The sequence below is a fragment of the Roseibium album genome (assembly GCF_965233825.1).
Lineage (GTDB): Bacteria > Pseudomonadota > Alphaproteobacteria > Rhizobiales > Stappiaceae > Roseibium > Roseibium album.
On sequence record NZ_OZ247583.1, the window covers coordinates 1,121,109 to 1,139,701 of the forward strand.

The following is an 18,593-nucleotide window of genomic DNA, read 5'->3' on the forward strand; positions in this document are numbered from 1 at the left end:
GAATACAGACCGAAGATGTATCAGAAACCGGTACGGAAATCCCTGGGCGCCGGTGAAATCACTTCGGTGCCCCGCCCGGTAATCTGATATACCGCGAGCCCACGTTCGTTTAATCCGTTCGACTTGAAACGGAACAGGCCGTCGATCCCGATAAATCCGTCGCGGTTCGTCATGATGCTCTGCTGGAAGCGTTGCGGACCAGCGGAGCGGATCAGGCCGGCGGCAAGTGTAACGCCGTCATAGACAAGACTGGCATTGCGAGGCGGGGTCGCTCCGTACGTGCTCTGATAGCGTCTTGCAAATCCCTGGAACCCCTTGTCTTCAGGGCCGGCAAACCACGCGCCCGCCAGCACGGAGTTGTTCTTGACCTGCGCTGAATCCCACTGCCCGGATCCCAGGATCTTGATGTTCCCGAGATTTGCACCCTGGCTGACGAGAGTTTGTACGACAAGAGGAGGAACGCCGCCGCCGGCCGGCACGAACAAGGCATCGATGTTGTTCGTGACGGACTTCAGTGCAGCGGTCTTGGCAACCAGATCCGACGTGTCCGAGCCTGACATCTTGTAACGTTGGATGGTCGCGATCCTGCCTGCACCCTTTCCGACTTCCTGTCGGAAGGCGGCTTCAACGACAGCCCCGTACGAACCATCCGGTATGAGTGCGGCGTAGGAGCGTTTCTGCTGACTGTTGGCATAGCCGATGATCCGCTTGACATCGGATTCGGGAAGAAAACTCAGAAGATAGACACCGCGTGCCGCGACGGACGTGTCGGTTGAAAACGCGATGACCGGGACACCAGTGGCCCGTGCTGCTGCTGCGGCGCCGGAAACTGCCGGTGCGAAGACAGGTCCAAGGATCAGTTCGGCGCCTTCCGAGATTGCCGACTGAGCGGCACTTCGCCCGCCTTCGGCCGTCCCGCCGGTGTCCTTCACCAGAAGCTGGACGTCCGCATTCGGAAAATTCTGCAGTGCAAGCGCGGCGGCGTTTTTGAAAACGGTGCCGATGGATGCATTGCCACCACTGGCGGCCAGGGGCAACAGCAGACCGACCCGCACACTGCCGGTCCCGATGACCTCACCTGTCGTCTGGGGCTGGGCGGTAGGTTGCACCTGATCGCCCGGCAGCGAGCCGAGTGAAGATCCGAGGCAGCCTGAAAGCGCGAATGCGCTGCTGCAGGCAAGCGCCGTCTTCAAAAACTGCCGTCTCTGTTGCTGTCCGGTTTTGCCCCGCATCGCACTTGCCATTGTTATTTTTTCACCTCTGGCAAGACTTACGTATTCGCTCGTGTCATGTCCAGTTTTTGGGCGACGTCAGCGGCATATCCCGATGATCAGCAGTGGATTTACCTTGCATCGGCAGCGTCCTGCGGTTAGCGCAGTGACAAGGACCTCTATCCGGCAAGCAAATCTTGGAGCCCATATGGAGAGCGATTCACCAGCTGCAGTTGCGGACAGGAACCGTTACAGCCTCGCCGAACACGCTTTCAGCGCACCTAATCTTGAGCCGGCGCTTTATATTGTTTCGACGCCGATCGGCAATCTCGGTGACATCACCGTCCGCGCTCTGCAAACCCTGGCGGCGAGTAGCTTCATTGCCTGCGAGGACACGCGCGTCACTGCGACCCTGACCCAGAAGTTCGGCTTGAAGACCCAATTGGTTGCCTATCACGAACACAATGCCGACAAGCAGAGGCCGAAGATCCTGGCCGAACTTGAGGCCGGCAGGGCTGTGGCCCTTGCTTCCGATGCGGGAACACCCCTTGTTTCCGATCCAGGCTATCGGCTTGTTCGGGCAGTTCTGGACGCGGGCCACCGGGTCATTCCGATTCCGGGTGCGTCCGCACCTCTCGCCGGGCTCGTCGCATCGGGCCTGCCGAGTGACACGGTGCTCTTTGCCGGGTTTCTGCCGCAAAAGGGCGGCCCGAAAACCAGGCGGCTGGAAGAGCTGGCAAGGGTGCCCGGAACGCTGATTTTTTTCGAATCCCCGCATCGCACCGGTGCGACACTGGAGCTGATGGCAACGGTACTGGGTAGCAGTCGGGAAGCCGTGGTCGCACGTGAGCTGACCAAGCGGTTCGAGACGTTTGAGCGCGGCTCGCTGTCCGAACTCGCCGACCGATTCAAAGAGATGCAGGTGAAGGGTGAGATCGTTATCCTGGTGGGTCCGCCCGACGAGCGGCCCGAAGCCGACGCTTCTGACCTGGACGCGCTGCTGCTTGAAGCGCTGAAGGAGATGCCGGTCAGTGCTGCTGCCAAGAAAGCTGCAAAGGCGACAGGGCTGGACCGGAAGGACGTCTACCAGCGCGCGCTCGACCTGAAAGCCGGAGACGGCTGACCATGCCGGGGCAGAGGAAAAACTCCCTGGCGCAGCGCCGCCGGTCCCATGCCCGGGGCCTGTCCGCGGAAGCCTGGGCGGCCTGGTACCTGCGCCTCACCGGCTGGCGCATCCTGAAGCACCGTTACAAGACCGGGGCAGGCGAGATAGACCTGATTGCGAAACGACGCAAGACCGTTGCTTTCGTCGAGGTCAAGGCCAGGAAGACCCGGAGTGCGGCGCTGGAAGCCGTCACGCCTGCCAGCCAGAAACGAATTACCCGGGCCGCGAAAATCTTTGTTTCCGAACATCCCAAGGCGGGGTTCTTCACGCTCCGCTTCGACGTCATTGTCATCCGGCCCTGGGCCTTGCCCGAGCGGATCGAAAATGCATTCGAGGCTTGGGACTAGGTCGGAAAACAGCCTGGGCGCATCCTTCTCGCGGCCATTGACCGATCGGGGGCCCTCCTCGACCTGCCTTCTTGATAACGGGTCGAGGCCTGTACAGAAATTTCAGCTGTTCATTGGAATTCTAGCAAATACACCGGGCGCGCACCCACTGGACAAAGCGGCATCGCGACCGCATATCTGGACCGACTGATCTGAAATCCCAGGAGATCGGCAGTTACGCGGTCCTGTTCGATCGCATGGCCGCACGTTGATCTTCTTCAAAGCGCTGTCGCGCACCCGCCGGGAGTTGCCTCATGGCTCTGAAAGTAGCGGTCCAGATGGACCATATCTCGACAATCAACATTGCCGGAGACAGCGCCTTTGCGATGATGCTCGAAGCGCAGTCCCGTGGCCACGAACTGTATCACTATACGCCCGACCGCCTCGCTCTACGTGGCGATGAGGTCTTCTGTGCGCTGGAACCGGTCGAGGTGCGCGACCAAAAAGGCAGCCATTTCACGCTCGGCAGCAGGACCCGCACGGACATGCGCGAGATGGACGTGGTGCTGATGCGCCAGGACCCGCCTTTCGATCTTTCCTATATCGCGGCGACCCACATTCTGGAAAAGATTCACCCGGCAACGCTTGTCGTGAACAACCCGGCGGAGGTTCGCAATGCGCCGGAAAAGCTGTTTGTCACCGACTTTCCCGATCTCATGCCGCCGACCCTGATTACCAAGGACCGGGCTGAGGTCGATCTCTTCCGGGAAGAATACGGCGACATCGTCATGAAGCCGCTCTTCGGTCACGGCGGTGCGGCCGTCTTCCGCATTACAAAAGACGATCTGAATTACGGGTCGCTCTATGATTTCTTCGATGTCACGTTCCGCGAGCCCTGGGTGATCCAGCAGTTCCTGCCCAACGTGAAGCACGGCGACAAGCGTATCCTTCTTGTTGACGGAGAATTTGCCGGAGCGGTCAACCGGGTGCCGGCGGAAGGCGACCTGCGCTCCAATATGGTGCGTGGTGGCGCACCCACAGACAGCGACCTGACGGATCGCGAGCGCGAGATCTGCGCGCGCCTTGGTCCTTCGCTCAAGGAAAAGGGTCTTATTCTGGTTGGCATCGACGTCATTGACGGCATGCTGACCGAAATCAACGTCACCGCTCCGACGGGCATTCGCGCCATTCGAAATCTCGGCGGACCGGACGTTGCTGCGATGGTCTGGGACGTTCTGGAGGGCAAGGTCCGGGCCTGATTTCGACCGCGTGCATTGTTGATATTTCGGCCAGACAAAAAAAACCTCCGCGCGAACGCGGAGGTGAAAGTTAGTGTGCTTAGACAATGCAACAGAGGGCCTACACGGCAGCCTCTGTCAGTAAAACCCACCGAGGCCATTGTTCTTCCACGGAAAATCAAAAAAAAATCGAAAAAAGCACGGAAACTTTCCAGTCAAGGAGAAAACATCAACAAAATCAGATAGTTAAAAATTTTGAAGAAATGAATCTTTTTTGAAAAAATTAAAAAATACAATTACTTAGGCAACAAAAAGTTGTGCCGGAGTCCGAACGCCAGAGAGTGCGAATGTCCGACCCTCTTACCTTTGTTTGAGGGTTTTTGGTCACGTTCGTCACGAGGGGCTGCCGTCTGTCTCTCGGGACGGCGCCGAGCGATTTCCAGAGGCGACAGAGGCGATGGGTTACCCGTAACGAGGGACCGATTGGCTGCTTTCCCTGAACTGCCAACCGGAACCCCGTGCCTTGAACCATCGCGGACCTTATTCCGCGGCTTCCGTATTCAGGACGCCACGGCGGATCTGGTCTTCCTCGATCGACTCGAACAGGGCGCGGAAATTGCCCTCACCGAAGCCTTCGTCACCCTTTCGCTGGATGAACTCGAAAAAGATGGGTCCGATCACGGTCTTTGAGAAAATCTGCAGCAGAATTTTTGTCATGCCACCGTCGATAACCCCCTCGCCGTCGATCAGGATGCCGTGCTCTTTCATGCGTTCGAGCGGCTCGTCATGGCCCTGCACGCGGTCCTTTGACATTTCGTAGTAGGTTTCCGGCGGGCCCGGCATGAACTTGAGTTCGTTGGCCGCCAGCCTGTCTGTGCTGTCATAGATATCGTCGGTCCCGACCGCGATGTGCTGGATGCCCTCGCCCCCGTACTTCTTCAGGTATTCCTCGATCTGGCTGGTGTCATCCTTCGACTCGTTCAGCGGAATGCGGATTTTGCCGCAGGGGCTGGTAATCGCGCGGCTGACGAGTCCGGTAATGCGGCCGTCAATGTCGAAGAAATGGATCTGCTTGAAGTTGAAGAGGTCGCGGTAAAAGTCCCACCACTTGTCCATGTTGCCGCGATAGACGTTATGGGTCAGATGGTCGAGATAATAGAAGCCGACACCTTTCGGCTTCGGATCGGTTGCATCCAGCCAGTCGAACTCATCCGAATAGGCCGATCCCTTGTCGCCATAGGTATCGACGAAATAAAGCAGCGAACCGCCGATACCGACAATGGCCGGGACGTCCAGCGTCTTGTCGTCCCCTTCATAGGGTGTCGCGCCTTTTGCGACCGCGTGGTCGAACGCGTGTTTCGCGTTCACGACCCGCCAGGCCATGGCGGGTGCGCACGGTCCGTGTTCGTCGACGAATTTCATGCCATGGCTGCCGCTTTCGGCGTTCAGTACATAGGTTATGTCACCCTGGCGATAGAGGGTGATGTTCTTCGTCCTGTGTCTTGCAACGGGTTGATACCCCATCCTGCGAAACAGGGCGTCCAGCTTTTCCGGTTCGCGATGCGCGAATTCAACGAATTCGAATCCGTCGGTCCCGGCCGGATTCTGCGCGGTGATCTGGGCTGGCGGTGCATCGTGCGGAAACGGTCCCATGACTGGTTCTCCTTCGAAAGGTCTGTTGTTGCCACAAAGAATGCCCCGGATGACGCGCAGGGTGTGTGCAATCCACGTGATTGCGCGTAGTATCTTGCACGTTCTGTGTGAAAATATTGGGATATATGCATGACTGTTGCGCTTGATGGCTATGACGTGAAACTTCTCGCCGCATTGCAGGACAATGCCGCTCTGACCAACGCGGAGCTTGGCGACGTGATCAGCCTGTCGGCCAGCCAGGTTTCCCGCCGCCGTCAGAAACTGGAGGAAACAGGGGTGATCCGCCGCTACCGCGCCGCACTCGACCCTGAAGCCCTGGGTCTGACGGTGACGGCCTATATTGGCGTGACGCTCGGCGCGCACAGCAAGGAAAATGCCCGGAAATTCCGGAACGTCGTGATTGCCATGCCGGAAGTCCAGGAAGCACACACCCTGACCGGCGATGTCGACTACATGCTGAAAATCGTTGTGCCCGACCTCAAAACCCTGAGCCGCATCATCAACGACGACCTCCTTCCACAAGAGGCGGTCCACCATGTGCGCTCGTCGATTGCAATGGAAACGCTGAAGGACGACAATTTGTTGCCACTGGGTCGTTAAAGTATGAATGCGGCCCTGCAGGGAACGAAACAACCATCTGCGACGCTTCAAGGCCGGTACGGCGCGCGCGTCAAATGCGAGCGTTTCGAATTCGGTCCTAAAGACCGAAAAGCTTGATCAGGTCCGACCAGAAGTCCTTGCGCAGGCCCGGCAGGTCTGGTGCGGCGTTGCCCTGAACATCTGCAAGACAGACGTCGGAGTAACCGTTTTCGGCGGAAAGCAGACATCCGCTTTCGGGAATGCCTTCGTCGTGGCGGTAGAGACGGGTCCCCGTGTGTGATTTGAAAATCAGGTCAGGGCTTTCGAGTTCACCCACGATTCTGAAAACATAAGTCGGGTACTGCGTGCCGCGAGCAATGCCGCGGTCCTGAACCACGTGCACAACGACCTGGTTGTCTGGGTCACCGGACTCATGAAACGAAACCAGGTTTCCGGTCGAACTTTCACCGTCAGCGGACAGAATCCTGAGAAATGTGTTTTTTAGCTCATCATCTTGGATCTCCGAATAGGAGTCCGGGGACCCGTTGCTGGAAAACGCTCGCACAGCGTCTCCGCTGCACAGCAGCGCAATCAGAGCCATGTGAGCTGCCAATGCTCTTGCACGCACTTTTCTGCTGACCATTTATTCGGAAATTCCAAATCGGGTGGTGTTCTTGTTTCTGTACCCAAATGTAACGCAAACTTGCGCACCCCGCAGAAAATACCATCTGATAGGGAAAGTGTGATTTGCCCCGCGCGGGGCCGTTCAAGGGAGCAATTGATGTTTGACGCTAAATCCTTGCTGGATCAGTTCCTGGGCAGTCAGTCCGGAGGCCCTTCCGGCAGTCAATATGGTGGCCGGGGCGGTGCAGCCGCGCAGCGCGGTGGATCGGGTGACCTGATGTCGCAGGGCAAGGATTTTCTGTCGTCCCAGGGCGGAGGCCTCGCGCTTGGCGGGCTCGCCGGACTGATGCTTGGTTCCAAGTCCGGACGGAAGATCGGCAAGAAAGCCGTCACCTATGGTGGTCTCGCGCTTGTTGCCGGTCTGGCTTACAAGGCCTACCAGGGCCACAAGGCCAATCAGCAGAACGCGCCGCGACCACAATATCCCCAGGACGAGCCGATCCCCCTGGAGGCTCCGCGCGGCACGGCCTTCGACCCGGCAGAGCAACCGGGCGGCGAGAACGAATTTGCCGTCGCTCTGCTGTCGGCAATGATCGCGGCTGCAAAAGCGGATGGCCACATCGACAGGGAAGAACAGGATACGATCTTCGCCAAGATCGACGAAGCCGGTCTCGACAGCGAGGCAAAGGCATTCCTGATGGATGAGCTCCGCTCACCACTTGATCTCGACAAGATCGTCGCCAGTGCGACCTGTCCGGAATCGGCTGCCGAAATCTATGCGGCTTCCCGTCTGGCCATCGATCCGGACCATCCCGCTGAAAGGGCCTATCTGCAGATGCTCGCCGCGCGTCTCGGCCTGGAACCTGGCCTCATCGATGAGATTGAACTGGCCGTCCGTGAAGCGGAAATGGCGGAATAGTCAGACAACCAGCTCGGCTATTGCGCGTTGGAAAATGGTCGTCCCGGCCTTGATCCGGGTTCATTGAAAAACAGGGATGTGAGGCCCCGGCTCAAGGCCGGGGCAGCAATGACAAGCGCGCTACGTCAGAGGCTCGTTTTCGCTTGGCATCGGTCCGACATAATGTGACGCCGGACGAATGAGTTTGCCGGTCTGCTGCTGCTCCAGAACGTGGGCGCACCAGCCCGGTGTCCGCCCGGTCGCAAAAAGCGGCGTGAACAGCGCACGGTCGATCCCGATCGCGTCCAGAAGAACTGCCGTGTAAAACTCGACATTCGTGTCCAGCGGCCGGTCCGGCTTGGCCCTTTTCAATGCGGCAAGAGCTGCCAGTTCGATCTCTTCGGCAAGCTTTACCTTCGGATTGTCTGGTCCGAGAAGTTTCAGACCGGCTTTCAATACATCCGCGCGGGGGTCCCGTGTCCGGTAGATACGGTGCCCGAATCCCATCAGCCGTTCCTTTCTTTCAAGCGCGCCGGTGATCCAGTCATCTGCATTGTCCGGACTTCCGATCGCGTCGATCATGTCGAGTACCGGCCCGGGGGCACCGCCATGCAGCGGCCCGCTGAGAGCTCCCATGGCGCCCAGAACGGCCTGTTTCATGTCGGCCTGCGTCGATCCGATCACGCGCGCCGTAAAGGTGGAGGCATTGAGGCCGTGATCGAGGATCGTCACCAGATATCTGTCAAGCGCGCGTGCGTGCGCTTCCGGAGGTGTTTCGCCTGTCAGCATGCGCAGGAGGTCGGTTGCCACGGGCAGCGTGCTGTCCGGTGCCAGCGATCTCGTTCCAGACGCGATCCGGTGGGCGGCGGCAAGAAAAACCGGCAAGGCGCCGCCAATGGCAATTGTTTCCGGCAATCCCCTGTTCAAGGGCAGTGCAGCCAGGCCAAGCTGCATGCGCTCATAGACGGACAGCGAATCCGGCGCGCTTTCCAGTAGCGGTACCACGGCAAAAGCGGCAATTCTCGCTTCTCCAAACGCGTATTTTACGGATCTTGCCTCTGCTACGCCAAGGCCCTGCCAAAGATGCGCAACGGCGTCTTCAAAGGAGACCTTGCCGGCGAGATCTTCAATCGTCCTGCCACGAAGAACTAGCACGCCATTCTGTCCGTCGACGTCACTGAGGCTCGTTGTGGCGGCAACGACCCCTTCAAGGCCGGCGACAGGATCCTGGGTCATTTGAGCCGGATTTGGCACTTCGGTCATGGTCAGCTCCTATTGTTCAGTTTCCGTTTGATATGCCGTCGACATTGCATTGATCAATGTTGACAATTAGAATCAATATATGAGCACACCAATCTACCTTTCCGCCCGCGAAGCAGCAGCCGAGCTTGGTGTCCAGCCGGCAACACTATATGCCTATGTCAGCCGCGGACTGATTTCCTCCGTCGCCGGACCGGGCAAGAAGCGACGCTACGATGCTACGGATGTCCGAAGGCTGAAGGGCCGCAGGGCTGCCGAGGACCACGCGGGTGCCCGGCCGCTGACTGGTGATCCGGTTCTTGAAACCGAGCTGACGCTGATCGCCGAAGACGGGCCCGTCTATCGTGGCCGGTCCGCTTTGGATCTTGCCGAGACATCGACGCTTGAAACCGTCGCAACGCTGCTATGGGCATCCGGTGAAGACCCGTTTGCCGGCAATGTGCCGCAAAAACCACCTGCGATGCCCGAAGGGCTCCCCGCGCTGGACAGGCTTATGATGGCGCTTGCCGCCTGGCCACTTCAGGACAAGGCGGCCTTCACGCTTGCACCCAGACTTCTGCAGACAAAGGGTGCGGCCCTTCTGCGATATTCGGTCGCCGCACTTTTGGGCAAGGAGCCTGTGGCTATTCCGATCCACACGCAAATTGCAAACGCCTATGGCGCGTCGTCGTCGGCAAAAAACCTGATCCGGGCCGCTCTCGTGCTGTGCGCGGATCATGAACTCAACACCAGTGCGTTCACCGCGCGATGCGCGGCCTCCACGCGCGCTCCACTTCATGCGGCGCTGCTGTCAGGCCTCGGTGCTTTTGCCGGCCCGCGACATGGGGCCGCGCCGGATCGCGCCACAGCCTGGCTGGCGGAAATTCAACCCGAAACCGACATTGAGGAAATGCTCGCGGACAGGCTGGCGCGCGGAGAGACACTACCGGGATTCGGTCATTCGGTTTATCAGGGCCGGGATCCGCGTGCCGTTTGCCTGCTCGACATTCTGTGCCGGACTGAAGGCAGTGATCCCTTTGTCGAGCGCCTGCCGGGGTTGATAAAGGCAGCGGATGATCTCTTCGGCTTGCCACCGAATATCGACCTGGCTCTCGCCGTGATCCAGAAAACCTACGATCTGCCGAAAGATGCCGGCAAGATCATTTTCTGCGCCGGGCGCATGACCGGCTGGATAGCCCATGCGCTGGAGCAATATGCGTCTCATGAAAAGATCCGGCCCCGCGCGGCCTATGTGGGGGAGCGACCGGAATAGTCGTGCGCGGATGACACCACCTGGCTGTGCCTATCTTGAAAATTCCGTTGCAAGCCACTAGCTTCGTTTTGCGCCCGCAGCGGCGCGATCAATGGAGATTGGATGTTAGAGCTTGCCTGAGCCGGCTCTCTGAATTGCAGAGAGCCGTAAATACATGAACCGGCGTCCGTCTGGGCGCCCGATGACGTGTGTTTAAGTCTCGAGACATCCCATGACACGAAATTATCAGAAATTCTTTCCTCCCGGCACGCAACGTGGAGGAACAGACCGGCAATTCTCCCCTTTGGAGGAACTCGGCTGGCAACCTCACTTTGCGCAACAGATCAGTTCGGACGAACTTGTCGGAACACCTCCCGTCCGTGTTGTTGAAGTGCATCGCAACGGGCTTCACGTTATTGGCTCGGCGGTCGACGAAGTCATTCCACCGCGTGCGGATGCGACGGTTGGGGACTGGATCTTGCTGGATCCCGCGCATGTGCCTTCAAGCCGAGTGCTGGAACGCAAGAGCCTGCTGAAGCGCCGCGCACCGGGAACGGATCGGCAGGTCCAGTTGATCGCCGCGAATATCGAAACGGCATTCATCGTTTCATCCTGCAATCAGGATTTCAATATCGCGAGGCTGGAACGCTATGTAGCAGTCTGCTTCGAGGCAGAGATTGACCCGGTTATCCTCCTGACGAAGTCCGACCTTGTTTCAGACCCGCAGGCATTTGCCGACGAAGCTTCTGCCATTTCAAAGCTGGCGCCCGTCATCACTCTCGATGCGCGTGGCGATCAACCGAAATCCAAACTGGCTGATTGGTGCAAGCCTGGTAAAACGGTCGCGTTTCTCGGCTCGTCGGGTGTTGGCAAATCGACTTTGGCAAATGCCCTTTCCGGAACACGGTCCATCGCGACGCAGGCGATCCGGGAAGACGATGCCAAGGGCCGTCATACGACGACGCGTCGGCAACTGCACCTGGTGTCAGGAGGCTGCCTCGTTCTGGATACGCCCGGCATGCGCGAGCTGCAGCTCATGGATGCCGCCTCCGGCATCGAGGATCTGTTTGCGGATCTCAAAGAGTTTTCGGCAAATTGCAGGTTCAAGGATTGCAGGCACGAGACTGAACCGGGGTGTGCGGTCCAAAATGCAATCCAGTCCGGTGATCTGGACGGTGCCAGATTGCAAAGATGGCGGAAGCTGAAGGCTGAAGAGGCTTTCAATTCTGCGAGCCTTGCCGAGCGGCGATCCAAAGACAAGGCGTTCGGCAAGATGGTTCGCCGGGTCGTGAAAGCCAAGGAAAACCGGAACAGACGAACCGAGTAAGTCACTCTGAACTTTCAGGACAGCAGGGGGTGGAACCCGGGAGCAAAGCGCGCATTAATGCGCTGGTTATCCCGGGGTCGCATCCAGCGTGGTTGTGAATCTACATTTATCCCGGCTTAAATGTCTTGAACTGAACATCATTGAATTGGGGTGCGAAACGTGTCGGGTATTGCCGAACATGTCATCAACATCATGTTGCCTGTGCTGCTATGCGTTCTGCTCGGCTATGCACTCGCCTGTTTCAAGGCACCATTTGACCGCAAACTCTTCGGTTCGCTTGTCTCGAATGTCGGCTATCCCGCGCTGATCCTGTCTCATCTGGCGAAGGAACATATTCAGCTTGAGACCTTTCTGACCGTTCTGGCGGCAGCAGTGGGCATGATTGCGATCTTCGGTGTCATTGGCTTGATCGTGATGAAATTGTTGCGCATCCCGCTCAGGGCCTATCTGCCGCCGATGATGCTGTCGAATGTCGGCAATATCGGCCTGCCGGTTTCAACGCTCGCTTTCGGCCCGGAAGGTGCGGCCGTTGCGATCGGTTTCATCGTTGTCGTACTGACCGCAATTTTCACCATCGGTATCGCGATACCGATGGGACGTCCCGATTTCAGGGCACTTGTGCGCCAGCCCGTTATCTATGCGGTCATCTTCGCCCTGGTCTTGCTTGCAACCGAATGGAAAATTCCGGAGCCCGTGGACCAGAGTCTCGAAATTCTGGGGGGGCTTGCCATTCCGATCATGTTGCTGACGCTCGGACACAGCCTCGAGACATTGAAGTTCGGCGGCGTCACGCGCGCCGTGATTCTATCAGTCACCCATATCGGGGTTTCGGCAATCGCAGCCCTCGCGATTACGCAGGTTCTGACCCTGGATGCCAAAATTGAAAGCGTGATCATACTGTTGTGCTTCATGCCCCCGTCGGTCGCAACCTACCTGGCCATCTCACAACATCAGCCTGATGAGGCCGATGGCGTTGCCGGGTTCATTTTCGTGTCCACCTGTCTGACACTTGTGACCCTGCCGATCGTTCTGACCTATTGGGCAACCGGTTAGGGTTCCGGTCAACGGATTGAGACAATTGACCGGAATCCAGGAGCACGCAACGCATGTGAACGACAAGCTTGTCGCCACGCTGCCATTTCAGAGGCCTCTGACTGTGCGTGGTCTCCTTTTGCTCAGGGCCGGGCTTTCATGAAGGCTTCGAAGTCACTCATTCCCTGCGCCCGGTCAAAACATCCGAAAGCGCCGCCGTCTTTCATATCCTCGGCGGCTGCAACGAAAGCTCCGAGCGCAATCCGGGCAAGACCTGCGCCGATTGAAACACGGGCGACCCCCATATCCGCCAGCTCTTTCCGGGTCAGGTGGAAATTCTTGCGTCCGGCGAGTACATTCATCGGTGCCTTGACCGCGGCAAGAACGGCGGAAATCTGGTCTTTTTCCTTGAGCTGGGGCGCATAGACGCAATCTGCACCGGCTTCGACAAATGCATTCAGTCGCTTGATGGTCTCGTCCAGCTCATGTTGGGTCTTTACCGGTCCTTCGCTGCGGGCCGTCAGAACGAAATCCGTCGCAAGCCTGTTCTTCGCGTCCACCGCAGCCTTGATCCGTTCGACCGCTTCTTCCAGCGGATAAATTGGGTCCTGCGGGTTGGTCGTGTAGTCCTCGATCGAGCAGCCGGCAAGGCCAACCTCAATCGCGCCTTTTACCGTTTCCACGACGTCTTCAGGGCTGTGGCCGAACCCGTTTTCCAGATCACCGTTCACGGGTAAGCTCGTTGCGCTGATGATGTCGGCCGCGTGGCCAAGCGCGTCGTCACGGCTGATAAGGCCCTCGGCATCGCGCACACCCTGCGTCCAGGCATATCCTGCGCTGGAGGTTGCCAGGGCATCGAAGCGCATGCCGTCGAGAACACGTGCTGAACCGATGTCAAAGGGGTTGGGCATCAAAAACGCCCGTCCGTTTTCATGAAGGGCTTTGAATGCGGCGCGGCGGCTGGCTGCGGTCAGCATGATACGCTTCTCCCAAAGGTTGTTGAAACAAGATTGTATTATCTAGAGTTTATTTCCGATGTCATCCCTTTCCAGCAACGCTTTCAAAACTTGAATGCGGATGCCAGACCCAGTTTATCCAAAAATCAGGTACCGGTTGGGCAGGCAGAACCGGACGCCAGGGCTGTCGAAAATGAAAATGGGAGGCACCGTTTCCAGGCCGCCTCCCGTGATACTGAGCGCAAACTATGGCGGTTTAACCGACAGAGCGCGTAACCTTTGCGGCAAAACAACCGCGGCGGGCATAGTGCAGGTGCAGGTAGTCGACTTTTGGATCAGCAAAAAAAGTCGCAATCAGATCCTGGACGTCGCTGCCTTCGATAACGTCTGCATCGACCATTTCATGAGTTTTGTCGAAAGCCCGCACTGAAAGAAACCTGCTGGCAATGCAGGCCGGGACCGAGCCTGGCAGGGGATGATCCTCGACGGCCCCGTCCTTAACAAAAACAGCGTGACGGGAGCGGTACGGAGTATCGCCAGGCTGATGTTCGAAGTTCAGGAGAAAAACACGTTCTCCTTCCGCGGCATCCGCAAGCGAGACGCGGCAGGGAAAGGCACCGTCTGAAAGGTGCACCTGAACGTTTCGGGCAGCAAGATCCTCGTCAGACATGCTGTAAAGGTGGGCGAACGAGCCTGCCGGCAGGGGGTGTACCTGAAACATGAATGGATCTCCTCAATAGATGTTGAGCGACCCTAGTGTCCGGGTCACATGCAGGCGACCCGATTTGCGAGCGATCAGGTTTCGGATATCTGCTGACGATGCCAGCCGACCAGCAGGATCATGCCCATGATGATGAGATAAGGCAGGTAGAAGCGTGTCTCGTAATGCGGGAAAACGAGATATTTGGCGCAGATTGATGCGAAAACCGCATAAAGCAGAACACGGGACCTTTGGTCCATCCTGTCCGGCACGACGCATTTTGCAAAAAACAGAATGAGTGCGAAAAGCAACGCGATCCATGAGAAGCCCATCAAGGATCTGACCGTCGAACGCATGAGCATCTCCAGATAGGTCCCGATCGAAAACGCCGGTTTGAAATCCTTGAGGGTCGGCGCGTATTCGATATGCGTGAACCACATGTGGATCCACCAGCCGGGATGGTCCGAACCGCGGGTGATCCAGAGATAGGTTACCAGACAAGCCGCGAAGCAGCAGGCCTGAATCCAGCGCCCCGGCCCGTATATCGCGGCAAACACGAAGAAGACGCCGATGAAGGCGAGATGATCAGGCCGCGTGAGGAAGGCAGCGACAAGGGTCAGTGCAGCTGGAATATCCAGCTTCTCCACGTAGAAGAACGCGGCCAGGACCAGGAAGAAAGTTGCATAGAGATCGGGCGTGATGAGCAGCGCGGCGTAGCCGAAAGTCGACAGCATCAGGAAAGCAGCAACGACGGGCCCGTACATCAGCGTTCCGGTCCGCGCGAGCCATGCCAGCAACACCACGCCGATGGCGAGTGCCGACATCATTGAAATCATCCGGAGCGCTTCGACGGGACCTGCAAGATCTGCAAGCAGTCTGGCGGTCTCGACATAAAGGACCTTCAGACGGTAAAAACCGAGCATTGTGTGAAAGGCTTCCGCGTCCCTTGCCTGGCGTACCCTGTAGGGCCGGTCCTCGGTCAACGTTATGAATTCGCCTTCCGTGACATTGTCTCTCACCAGGGAATAGGATTGCCGGTGCAGCGCAGTCACATCGTCAGTGTCACTTTCCAGGACAACCGCCGTATAGGCGAACATGTCCCAGTTGGAGACCGGAAAAATCTGAACGACGGCCGCCGTCATCAGGACAAAGACGCCGAGAACACAGGCGCCTATCCAGCTGCGCAGCGGCCGGTAAACCCTGCACACGGCATGGAAAACCGTCAGGAAAATTCCTTCCAGATTACGCTGTGTAAAATTGGACATGCCTGAAGCCTCGCTGACGGGTCGCGTTCAGTTGTCGCAAGGTCTCGTAAGAATTGCGTAAACGAGGTCACCTGCCGCGTCGCGCCATGCCGACAGAGCGTGGTGCGGTTTCACGAAAGCCGAACTGCTCATAGAGGTGATTTGCCGGAACATCCGCAATCAGACTGACATAAACCGAGGGTGGCAGCCTTGTTTCGATGAAAGCGGTCAGTGCACTCATGATCTCCTTGCCAAGGCCTCGGCCCTGGTAGTCCGGATGAACGACTACATCGGTGACTTGTACAAAGCAGCCACCGTCACCCACCAGACGTCCCATGCCGATTGGCTGGTCCTTGTCGAAAAGCATCACTGAATGGAGGCTGTTTTTCAGCCCGATATCCGCCGCATCCCTGTCGTATGAGCTCAATCCACCTGCGGCGCGCAGGCTGAGATAGGTGTCTGTATCTGGCGTTTGCCCGGTCAATCTGATTGTCATGTCGGTCTGGCTGTCCCTGAATGAGTCGGATAGTCACTGTTTTGTTGCGGCCGGGTTGAAGCGACTACACCGAATTCTGTTCGTTTTCGATGTCTGTTTCTACAAGTGGATAGCTTGACCGCACGGTTCTCTCGTGCCTCCATCGCGCAAACAAGGTTTGGAGGACTGATGCGCGATCTCGGCTCATGGGATTATGTGATTGTCGGCGCCGGGACGGCTGGGTGCGTTTTGGCGAACCGGTTGTCGGAAGACCCGGACGTAAAGGTGCTGCTGCTCGAGGCCGGCAAGAAAGACAACTATATCTGGATCCACATCCCTGTCGGATATCTGCATTGTATCGGCAATCCGCGTGTGGATTGGGGGTTCAAGACCGCACCGACGTCTGGTCTCAACGGTCGCTCGTTGCTCTATCCGCGCGGCAAGGTTTTGGGCGGCTGCTCATCGATCAACGGCATGATCTACATGCGCGGTCAGGCATGGGACTACGATCACTGGCGCCAACTCGGACTTGCAGGGTGGGCGTGGGACGATGTTCTGCCCTATTTCCGCAAATCGGAGGATCACTACGCCTGGGACGACGAGTCTCATGCTCAGGGCGGAAATCTGCGTGTCGAGGAGCAAAGGATGACCTGGGAACTGCTGGACGCGTTTCGCGTCGCATGCGAACAGAACGGCATTCCCAAGACGAAAGATTTCAACGGCGGGGACAATTTCGGATCCGCCTACTTTCAGGTGACACAGAAATCCGGCGTCCGTTGGAATGGTGCCAAAGCGTTTCTGCGCCCCGCCGGTGATCGCCCCAACCTCAATGTGTTGACCGAAGCCCATGTGGACCGGCTGGAATTCGAGAATGGAACCGTAACAGGTCTCAAGCTGGAAGTCGGTGGCGAGGCCGCCACCGTGAAGATAGATGGCGAGTTGATCCTGTCGGCCGGCGCGATCGGGTCTCCCCAAATTCTGGAACTGTCAGGCATCGGAAATCCGGAAATTCTGAAAAAGGCCGGTATCGAGCCACGCCACGAAAACCGCAGCATCGGTGAAAACCTTCAGGATCACCTGCAACTGAGACCGGTCTTCAAGGTCCGGAATGCGTTGACGATGAACGAACTCGCCGGGTCATGGGCCGGCAAGGCGAAGATCGGTCTTGAATACATTTTCAAAAGGTCCGGACCGATGGCTATGGCACCGAGCCAGTTGGGTGTCTTTGCCAAGACCGATCCGTCCTTTGAAACGGCCAACGTCCAATATCATGTGCAGCCCTTGTCGTTGCCGAAATTCGGTGAGCCGTTGCACAGTTTCCCGGCAATGACCGCAAGCGTTTGCAATCTGCGTCCTGAAAGCCGGGGCCATGTCCATATCGCGTCACCGGAAAAAACCGCTCAGCCGGAAATCCAGCCCAACTATCTTTCCGCCGAAGCGGACAAACGGGTCGCGGCTGATGCCATTCGATTGACCCGCCGGATCATGGCAGCTCCGGCCATGCAACCCTATCAACCCGAGGAATATCTGCCTGGTCCGGACTTCACCAGTGAGGATGACCTGGTAAGCGCAGCGGGCAATATCGGCACCACGATTTTCCACCCCGTAAGCACATGCCGTATGGGTGTCGACGAAGCGTCCGTGGTCGACGAGCGTCTGAGGCTCCGGGGGTTCGGCAATATTCGGGTCGTCGATGCATCGGTCATGCCGACAATAACGTCCGGAAACACCAATGCACCGACGGTCATGATCGCTGAAAAGGGATCTGACATGATCCGCGAAGACAGGCGCGCGAGCGCCTAACGCCTCATAGAAGTCAGTTTCTTGATGGACTGGCTGTTTGACCGATTGCAGATCCGGAGTGTGAATGTTCCCTCGCCTGTTTCTTGTCATTGGCTTTCTGTTGGCGACGCTTACTCAGCCGTTGGCAGGATCGAGCCTGACGGTGTTCGCGGCTGCCAGCATGCGCGAAGCCATGGAACGGATTGGACAGGATTACGAGGTCGAGACCGGCAACAGTGTGATTTTCTCCTTCGCAGGAACGGGAATACTGGCCAGGCAGATTGAGGCTGGCGCGCCGGCCGACCTGTTCATTTCCGCCGATGACGCGTGGATGAATTACGTCATCGAACGGGACGCTGTTGTCCCCGGAACGGTTCGGCTGATCGCATCGAATGAACTTGTCCTGATCGGGGCAAAGGGAACGGAACGCCTTGATTTGAACGAGACCCGGATCACCGGCGCGCTGGACGGTGGGCGCATGGCGATCGCCGATACGGAAACCGTACCGGCCGGTCGGTATGGCAAGGCGGCGCTTGAAAGTCTTGGTCTCTGGAAAGCTGTTTCGGCCCGACTGGCGCCAATGGAAAACGTCAGGATTGCCCTTGCATCCGTGGCCCGAGGGGACACACCGCTCGGTCTTGTCTACCGCACCGATGCTGCAATTGAGCCGGAAGTCGCGGTCGTGGCGGAACTGCCTGCGGAAAGCTATCCGGAGATCCGGTATCTTGCCGCCTTGACCGAAGGACGTCCGGATCCGGCTGCCGAGGCCTTTCTCGACTTTCTCTCCGGTCAAGAGGCACGAGAAATCTTGCAATCTCTGGGGTTTGTGACCGATAAGGTGGAATAGACCGCACAAGCACTGGCGGTCGGATTGACCAGCAGACCGGGCGAA

At 57.9% G+C, this 18,593-nt stretch carries 18 protein-coding genes; 10 read left to right on the forward strand and 8 right to left on the reverse strand.

Translation table 11 applies throughout. From position 1 onward, the window contains the following. Window positions 1–20 precede the first annotated feature (20 nt). The gene (locus tag ACO6TI_RS05295) at window positions 21–1,244 is read right to left on the reverse strand and encodes a penicillin-binding protein activator (protein ID WP_104703137.1); all 1,224 of its coding nucleotides are present in this window, start codon (window positions 1,242–1,244) and stop codon (window positions 21–23) included. Between the two features lie 175 nt (window positions 1,245–1,419). Here ACO6TI_RS05295 and rsmI point away from each other — a divergent pair, with 175 nt between their 5' ends. The 3 genes from rsmI to gshB all read left to right on the forward strand — a co-directional run bounded on the left by rsmI (window position 1,420) and on the right by gshB (window position 3,961). Then, window positions 1,420–2,334, forward strand: a complete 915-nt coding sequence (gene rsmI, locus ACO6TI_RS05300; protein WP_196999514.1) for a 16S rRNA (cytidine(1402)-2'-O)-methyltransferase — start codon at window positions 1,420–1,422, stop codon at window positions 2,332–2,334. Window positions 2,335–2,336: 2 nt separating this feature from the next. After that, window positions 2,337–2,723: a YraN family protein gene (locus ACO6TI_RS05305; RefSeq protein WP_422384487.1), complete on the forward strand. Its 387-nt coding sequence runs from the start codon at window positions 2,337–2,339 to the stop codon at window positions 2,721–2,723. A gap of 293 nt (window positions 2,724–3,016) precedes the next feature. Next, window positions 3,017–3,961 (forward strand): glutathione synthase, encoded by a 945-nt coding sequence (gene gshB / locus ACO6TI_RS05310; RefSeq protein WP_422384488.1) that lies wholly within the window; start codon window positions 3,017–3,019, stop codon window positions 3,959–3,961. A 519-nt stretch (window positions 3,962–4,480) separates the two neighbouring features. On the opposite strand, the gene hppD is transcribed toward gshB, so the two are convergent. Further along, window positions 4,481–5,593, reverse strand: coding sequence for a 4-hydroxyphenylpyruvate dioxygenase (gene hppD / locus ACO6TI_RS05315; RefSeq protein ID WP_422384489.1), 1,113 nt, complete (start codon window positions 5,591–5,593; stop codon window positions 4,481–4,483). Between the two features lie 129 nt (window positions 5,594–5,722). Between hppD and ACO6TI_RS05320 the strand changes: the two genes are divergently transcribed. Continuing rightward, window positions 5,723–6,193 carry an Lrp/AsnC family transcriptional regulator gene (locus tag ACO6TI_RS05320; RefSeq protein WP_055115419.1) on the forward strand — a complete coding sequence of 157 codons (471 nt, stop codon included), beginning with the start codon at window positions 5,723–5,725 and terminating at the stop codon, window positions 6,191–6,193. A 97-nt stretch (window positions 6,194–6,290) separates the two neighbouring features. On the opposite strand, the gene ACO6TI_RS05325 is transcribed toward ACO6TI_RS05320, so the two are convergent. Beyond that, window positions 6,291–6,815: a hypothetical protein gene (locus ACO6TI_RS05325; protein ID WP_196999516.1), complete on the reverse strand. Its 525-nt coding sequence runs from the start codon at window positions 6,813–6,815 to the stop codon at window positions 6,291–6,293. A 138-nt stretch (window positions 6,816–6,953) separates the two neighbouring features. Here ACO6TI_RS05325 and ACO6TI_RS05330 point away from each other — a divergent pair, with 138 nt between their 5' ends. Further along, window positions 6,954–7,715, forward strand: a complete 762-nt coding sequence (locus ACO6TI_RS05330) for a tellurite resistance TerB family protein (RefSeq protein ID WP_104703131.1) — start codon at window positions 6,954–6,956, stop codon at window positions 7,713–7,715. A gap of 120 nt (window positions 7,716–7,835) precedes the next feature. Here ACO6TI_RS05330 and ACO6TI_RS05335 read toward each other — a convergent pair whose 3' ends face one another. After that, window positions 7,836–8,957, reverse strand: a complete 1,122-nt coding sequence (locus ACO6TI_RS05335) for a citrate synthase/methylcitrate synthase (protein WP_422384490.1) — start codon at window positions 8,955–8,957, stop codon at window positions 7,836–7,838. Window positions 8,958–9,036: 79 nt separating this feature from the next. Here ACO6TI_RS05335 and ACO6TI_RS05340 point away from each other — a divergent pair, with 79 nt between their 5' ends. The 3 genes from ACO6TI_RS05340 (at window position 9,037) to ACO6TI_RS05350 (ending at window position 12,565) form a co-directional block, all read left to right on the forward strand. After that, a complete protein-coding gene (locus ACO6TI_RS05340; RefSeq protein ID WP_055115426.1) occupies window positions 9,037–10,206 on the forward strand; it encodes a citrate/2-methylcitrate synthase in 1,170 nt (389 codons plus the stop codon). Window positions 10,207–10,417: 211 nt separating this feature from the next. After that, the gene (gene rsgA, locus ACO6TI_RS05345) at window positions 10,418–11,512 is read left to right on the forward strand and encodes a ribosome small subunit-dependent GTPase A (protein WP_422384491.1); all 1,095 of its coding nucleotides are present in this window, start codon (window positions 10,418–10,420) and stop codon (window positions 11,510–11,512) included. Between the two features lie 159 nt (window positions 11,513–11,671). Next, on the forward strand, window positions 11,672–12,565 hold the full coding sequence (locus ACO6TI_RS05350; protein ID WP_209003617.1) for an AEC family transporter: 894 nt from the start codon (window positions 11,672–11,674) through the stop codon (window positions 12,563–12,565). A 122-nt stretch (window positions 12,566–12,687) separates the two neighbouring features. On the opposite strand, the gene ACO6TI_RS05355 is transcribed toward ACO6TI_RS05350, so the two are convergent. The 4 genes from ACO6TI_RS05355 to ACO6TI_RS05370 all read right to left on the reverse strand — a co-directional run bounded on the left by ACO6TI_RS05355 (window position 12,688) and on the right by ACO6TI_RS05370 (window position 15,940). Beyond that, the gene (locus ACO6TI_RS05355) at window positions 12,688–13,521 is read right to left on the reverse strand and encodes an isocitrate lyase/PEP mutase family protein (RefSeq protein ID WP_104703129.1); all 834 of its coding nucleotides are present in this window, start codon (window positions 13,519–13,521) and stop codon (window positions 12,688–12,690) included. A 235-nt stretch (window positions 13,522–13,756) separates the two neighbouring features. Next, window positions 13,757–14,221, reverse strand: coding sequence for a DUF1203 domain-containing protein (locus ACO6TI_RS05360; protein ID WP_055115431.1), 465 nt, complete (start codon window positions 14,219–14,221; stop codon window positions 13,757–13,759). A gap of 74 nt (window positions 14,222–14,295) precedes the next feature. After that, complete coding sequence (locus ACO6TI_RS05365; RefSeq protein WP_422384492.1) at window positions 14,296–15,465, reverse strand: hypothetical protein; 1,170 nt, start codon at window positions 15,463–15,465, stop codon at window positions 14,296–14,298. Window positions 15,466–15,532: 67 nt separating this feature from the next. Next, entirely contained in the window at window positions 15,533–15,940 is a 408-nt protein-coding gene (locus ACO6TI_RS05370; protein ID WP_108875764.1) for a GNAT family N-acetyltransferase, read from the reverse strand. 168 nt (window positions 15,941–16,108) lie between these two features. On the opposite strand from ACO6TI_RS05370, the gene ACO6TI_RS05375 reads away from it, so the two are divergent. Both ACO6TI_RS05375 and modA read left to right on the forward strand, forming a co-directional pair. Continuing rightward, window positions 16,109–17,722: a GMC family oxidoreductase gene (locus ACO6TI_RS05375; RefSeq protein ID WP_055115437.1), complete on the forward strand. Its 1,614-nt coding sequence runs from the start codon at window positions 16,109–16,111 to the stop codon at window positions 17,720–17,722. A gap of 64 nt (window positions 17,723–17,786) precedes the next feature. Continuing rightward, entirely contained in the window at window positions 17,787–18,548 is a 762-nt protein-coding gene (gene modA, locus ACO6TI_RS05380; protein ID WP_422384493.1) for a molybdate ABC transporter substrate-binding protein, read from the forward strand. Window positions 18,549–18,593 lie beyond the last annotated feature (45 nt).

Bases quoted from the DNA above. Each gene is read 5' to 3' on its own strand.
- ACO6TI_RS05295 (WP_104703137.1), bottom strand. From the start codon at position 1,244: ATGGCAAGTGCGATGCGGGGCAAAACCGGACAGCAACAGAGACGGCAG.
- rsmI (WP_196999514.1), top strand. From the start codon at position 1,420: ATGGAGAGCGATTCACCAGCTGCAGTTGCGGACAGGAACCGTTACAGC.
- ACO6TI_RS05305 (WP_422384487.1), top strand. From the start codon at position 2,337: ATGCCGGGGCAGAGGAAAAACTCCCTGGCGCAGCGCCGCCGGTCCCAT.
- gshB (WP_422384488.1), top strand. From the start codon at position 3,017: ATGGCTCTGAAAGTAGCGGTCCAGATGGACCATATCTCGACAATCAAC.
- hppD (WP_422384489.1), bottom strand. From the start codon at position 5,593: ATGGGACCGTTTCCGCACGATGCACCGCCAGCCCAGATCACCGCGCAG.
- ACO6TI_RS05320 (WP_055115419.1), top strand. From the start codon at position 5,723: ATGACTGTTGCGCTTGATGGCTATGACGTGAAACTTCTCGCCGCATTG.
- ACO6TI_RS05325 (WP_196999516.1), bottom strand. From the start codon at position 6,815: ATGGTCAGCAGAAAAGTGCGTGCAAGAGCATTGGCAGCTCACATGGCT.
- ACO6TI_RS05330 (WP_104703131.1), top strand. From the start codon at position 6,954: ATGTTTGACGCTAAATCCTTGCTGGATCAGTTCCTGGGCAGTCAGTCC.
- ACO6TI_RS05335 (WP_422384490.1), bottom strand. From the start codon at position 8,957: ATGACCGAAGTGCCAAATCCGGCTCAAATGACCCAGGATCCTGTCGCC.
- ACO6TI_RS05340 (WP_055115426.1), top strand. From the start codon at position 9,037: ATGAGCACACCAATCTACCTTTCCGCCCGCGAAGCAGCAGCCGAGCTT.
- rsgA (WP_422384491.1), top strand. From the start codon at position 10,418: ATGACACGAAATTATCAGAAATTCTTTCCTCCCGGCACGCAACGTGGA.
- ACO6TI_RS05355 (WP_104703129.1), bottom strand. From the start codon at position 13,521: ATGCTGACCGCAGCCAGCCGCCGCGCCGCATTCAAAGCCCTTCATGAA.
- ACO6TI_RS05360 (WP_055115431.1), bottom strand. From the start codon at position 14,221: ATGTTTCAGGTACACCCCCTGCCGGCAGGCTCGTTCGCCCACCTTTAC.
- ACO6TI_RS05365 (WP_422384492.1), bottom strand. From the start codon at position 15,465: ATGTCCAATTTTACACAGCGTAATCTGGAAGGAATTTTCCTGACGGTT.
- ACO6TI_RS05370 (WP_108875764.1), bottom strand. From the start codon at position 15,940: ATGACAATCAGATTGACCGGGCAAACGCCAGATACAGACACCTATCTC.
- ACO6TI_RS05375 (WP_055115437.1), top strand. From the start codon at position 16,109: ATGCGCGATCTCGGCTCATGGGATTATGTGATTGTCGGCGCCGGGACG.
- modA (WP_422384493.1), top strand. From the start codon at position 17,787: ATGTTCCCTCGCCTGTTTCTTGTCATTGGCTTTCTGTTGGCGACGCTT.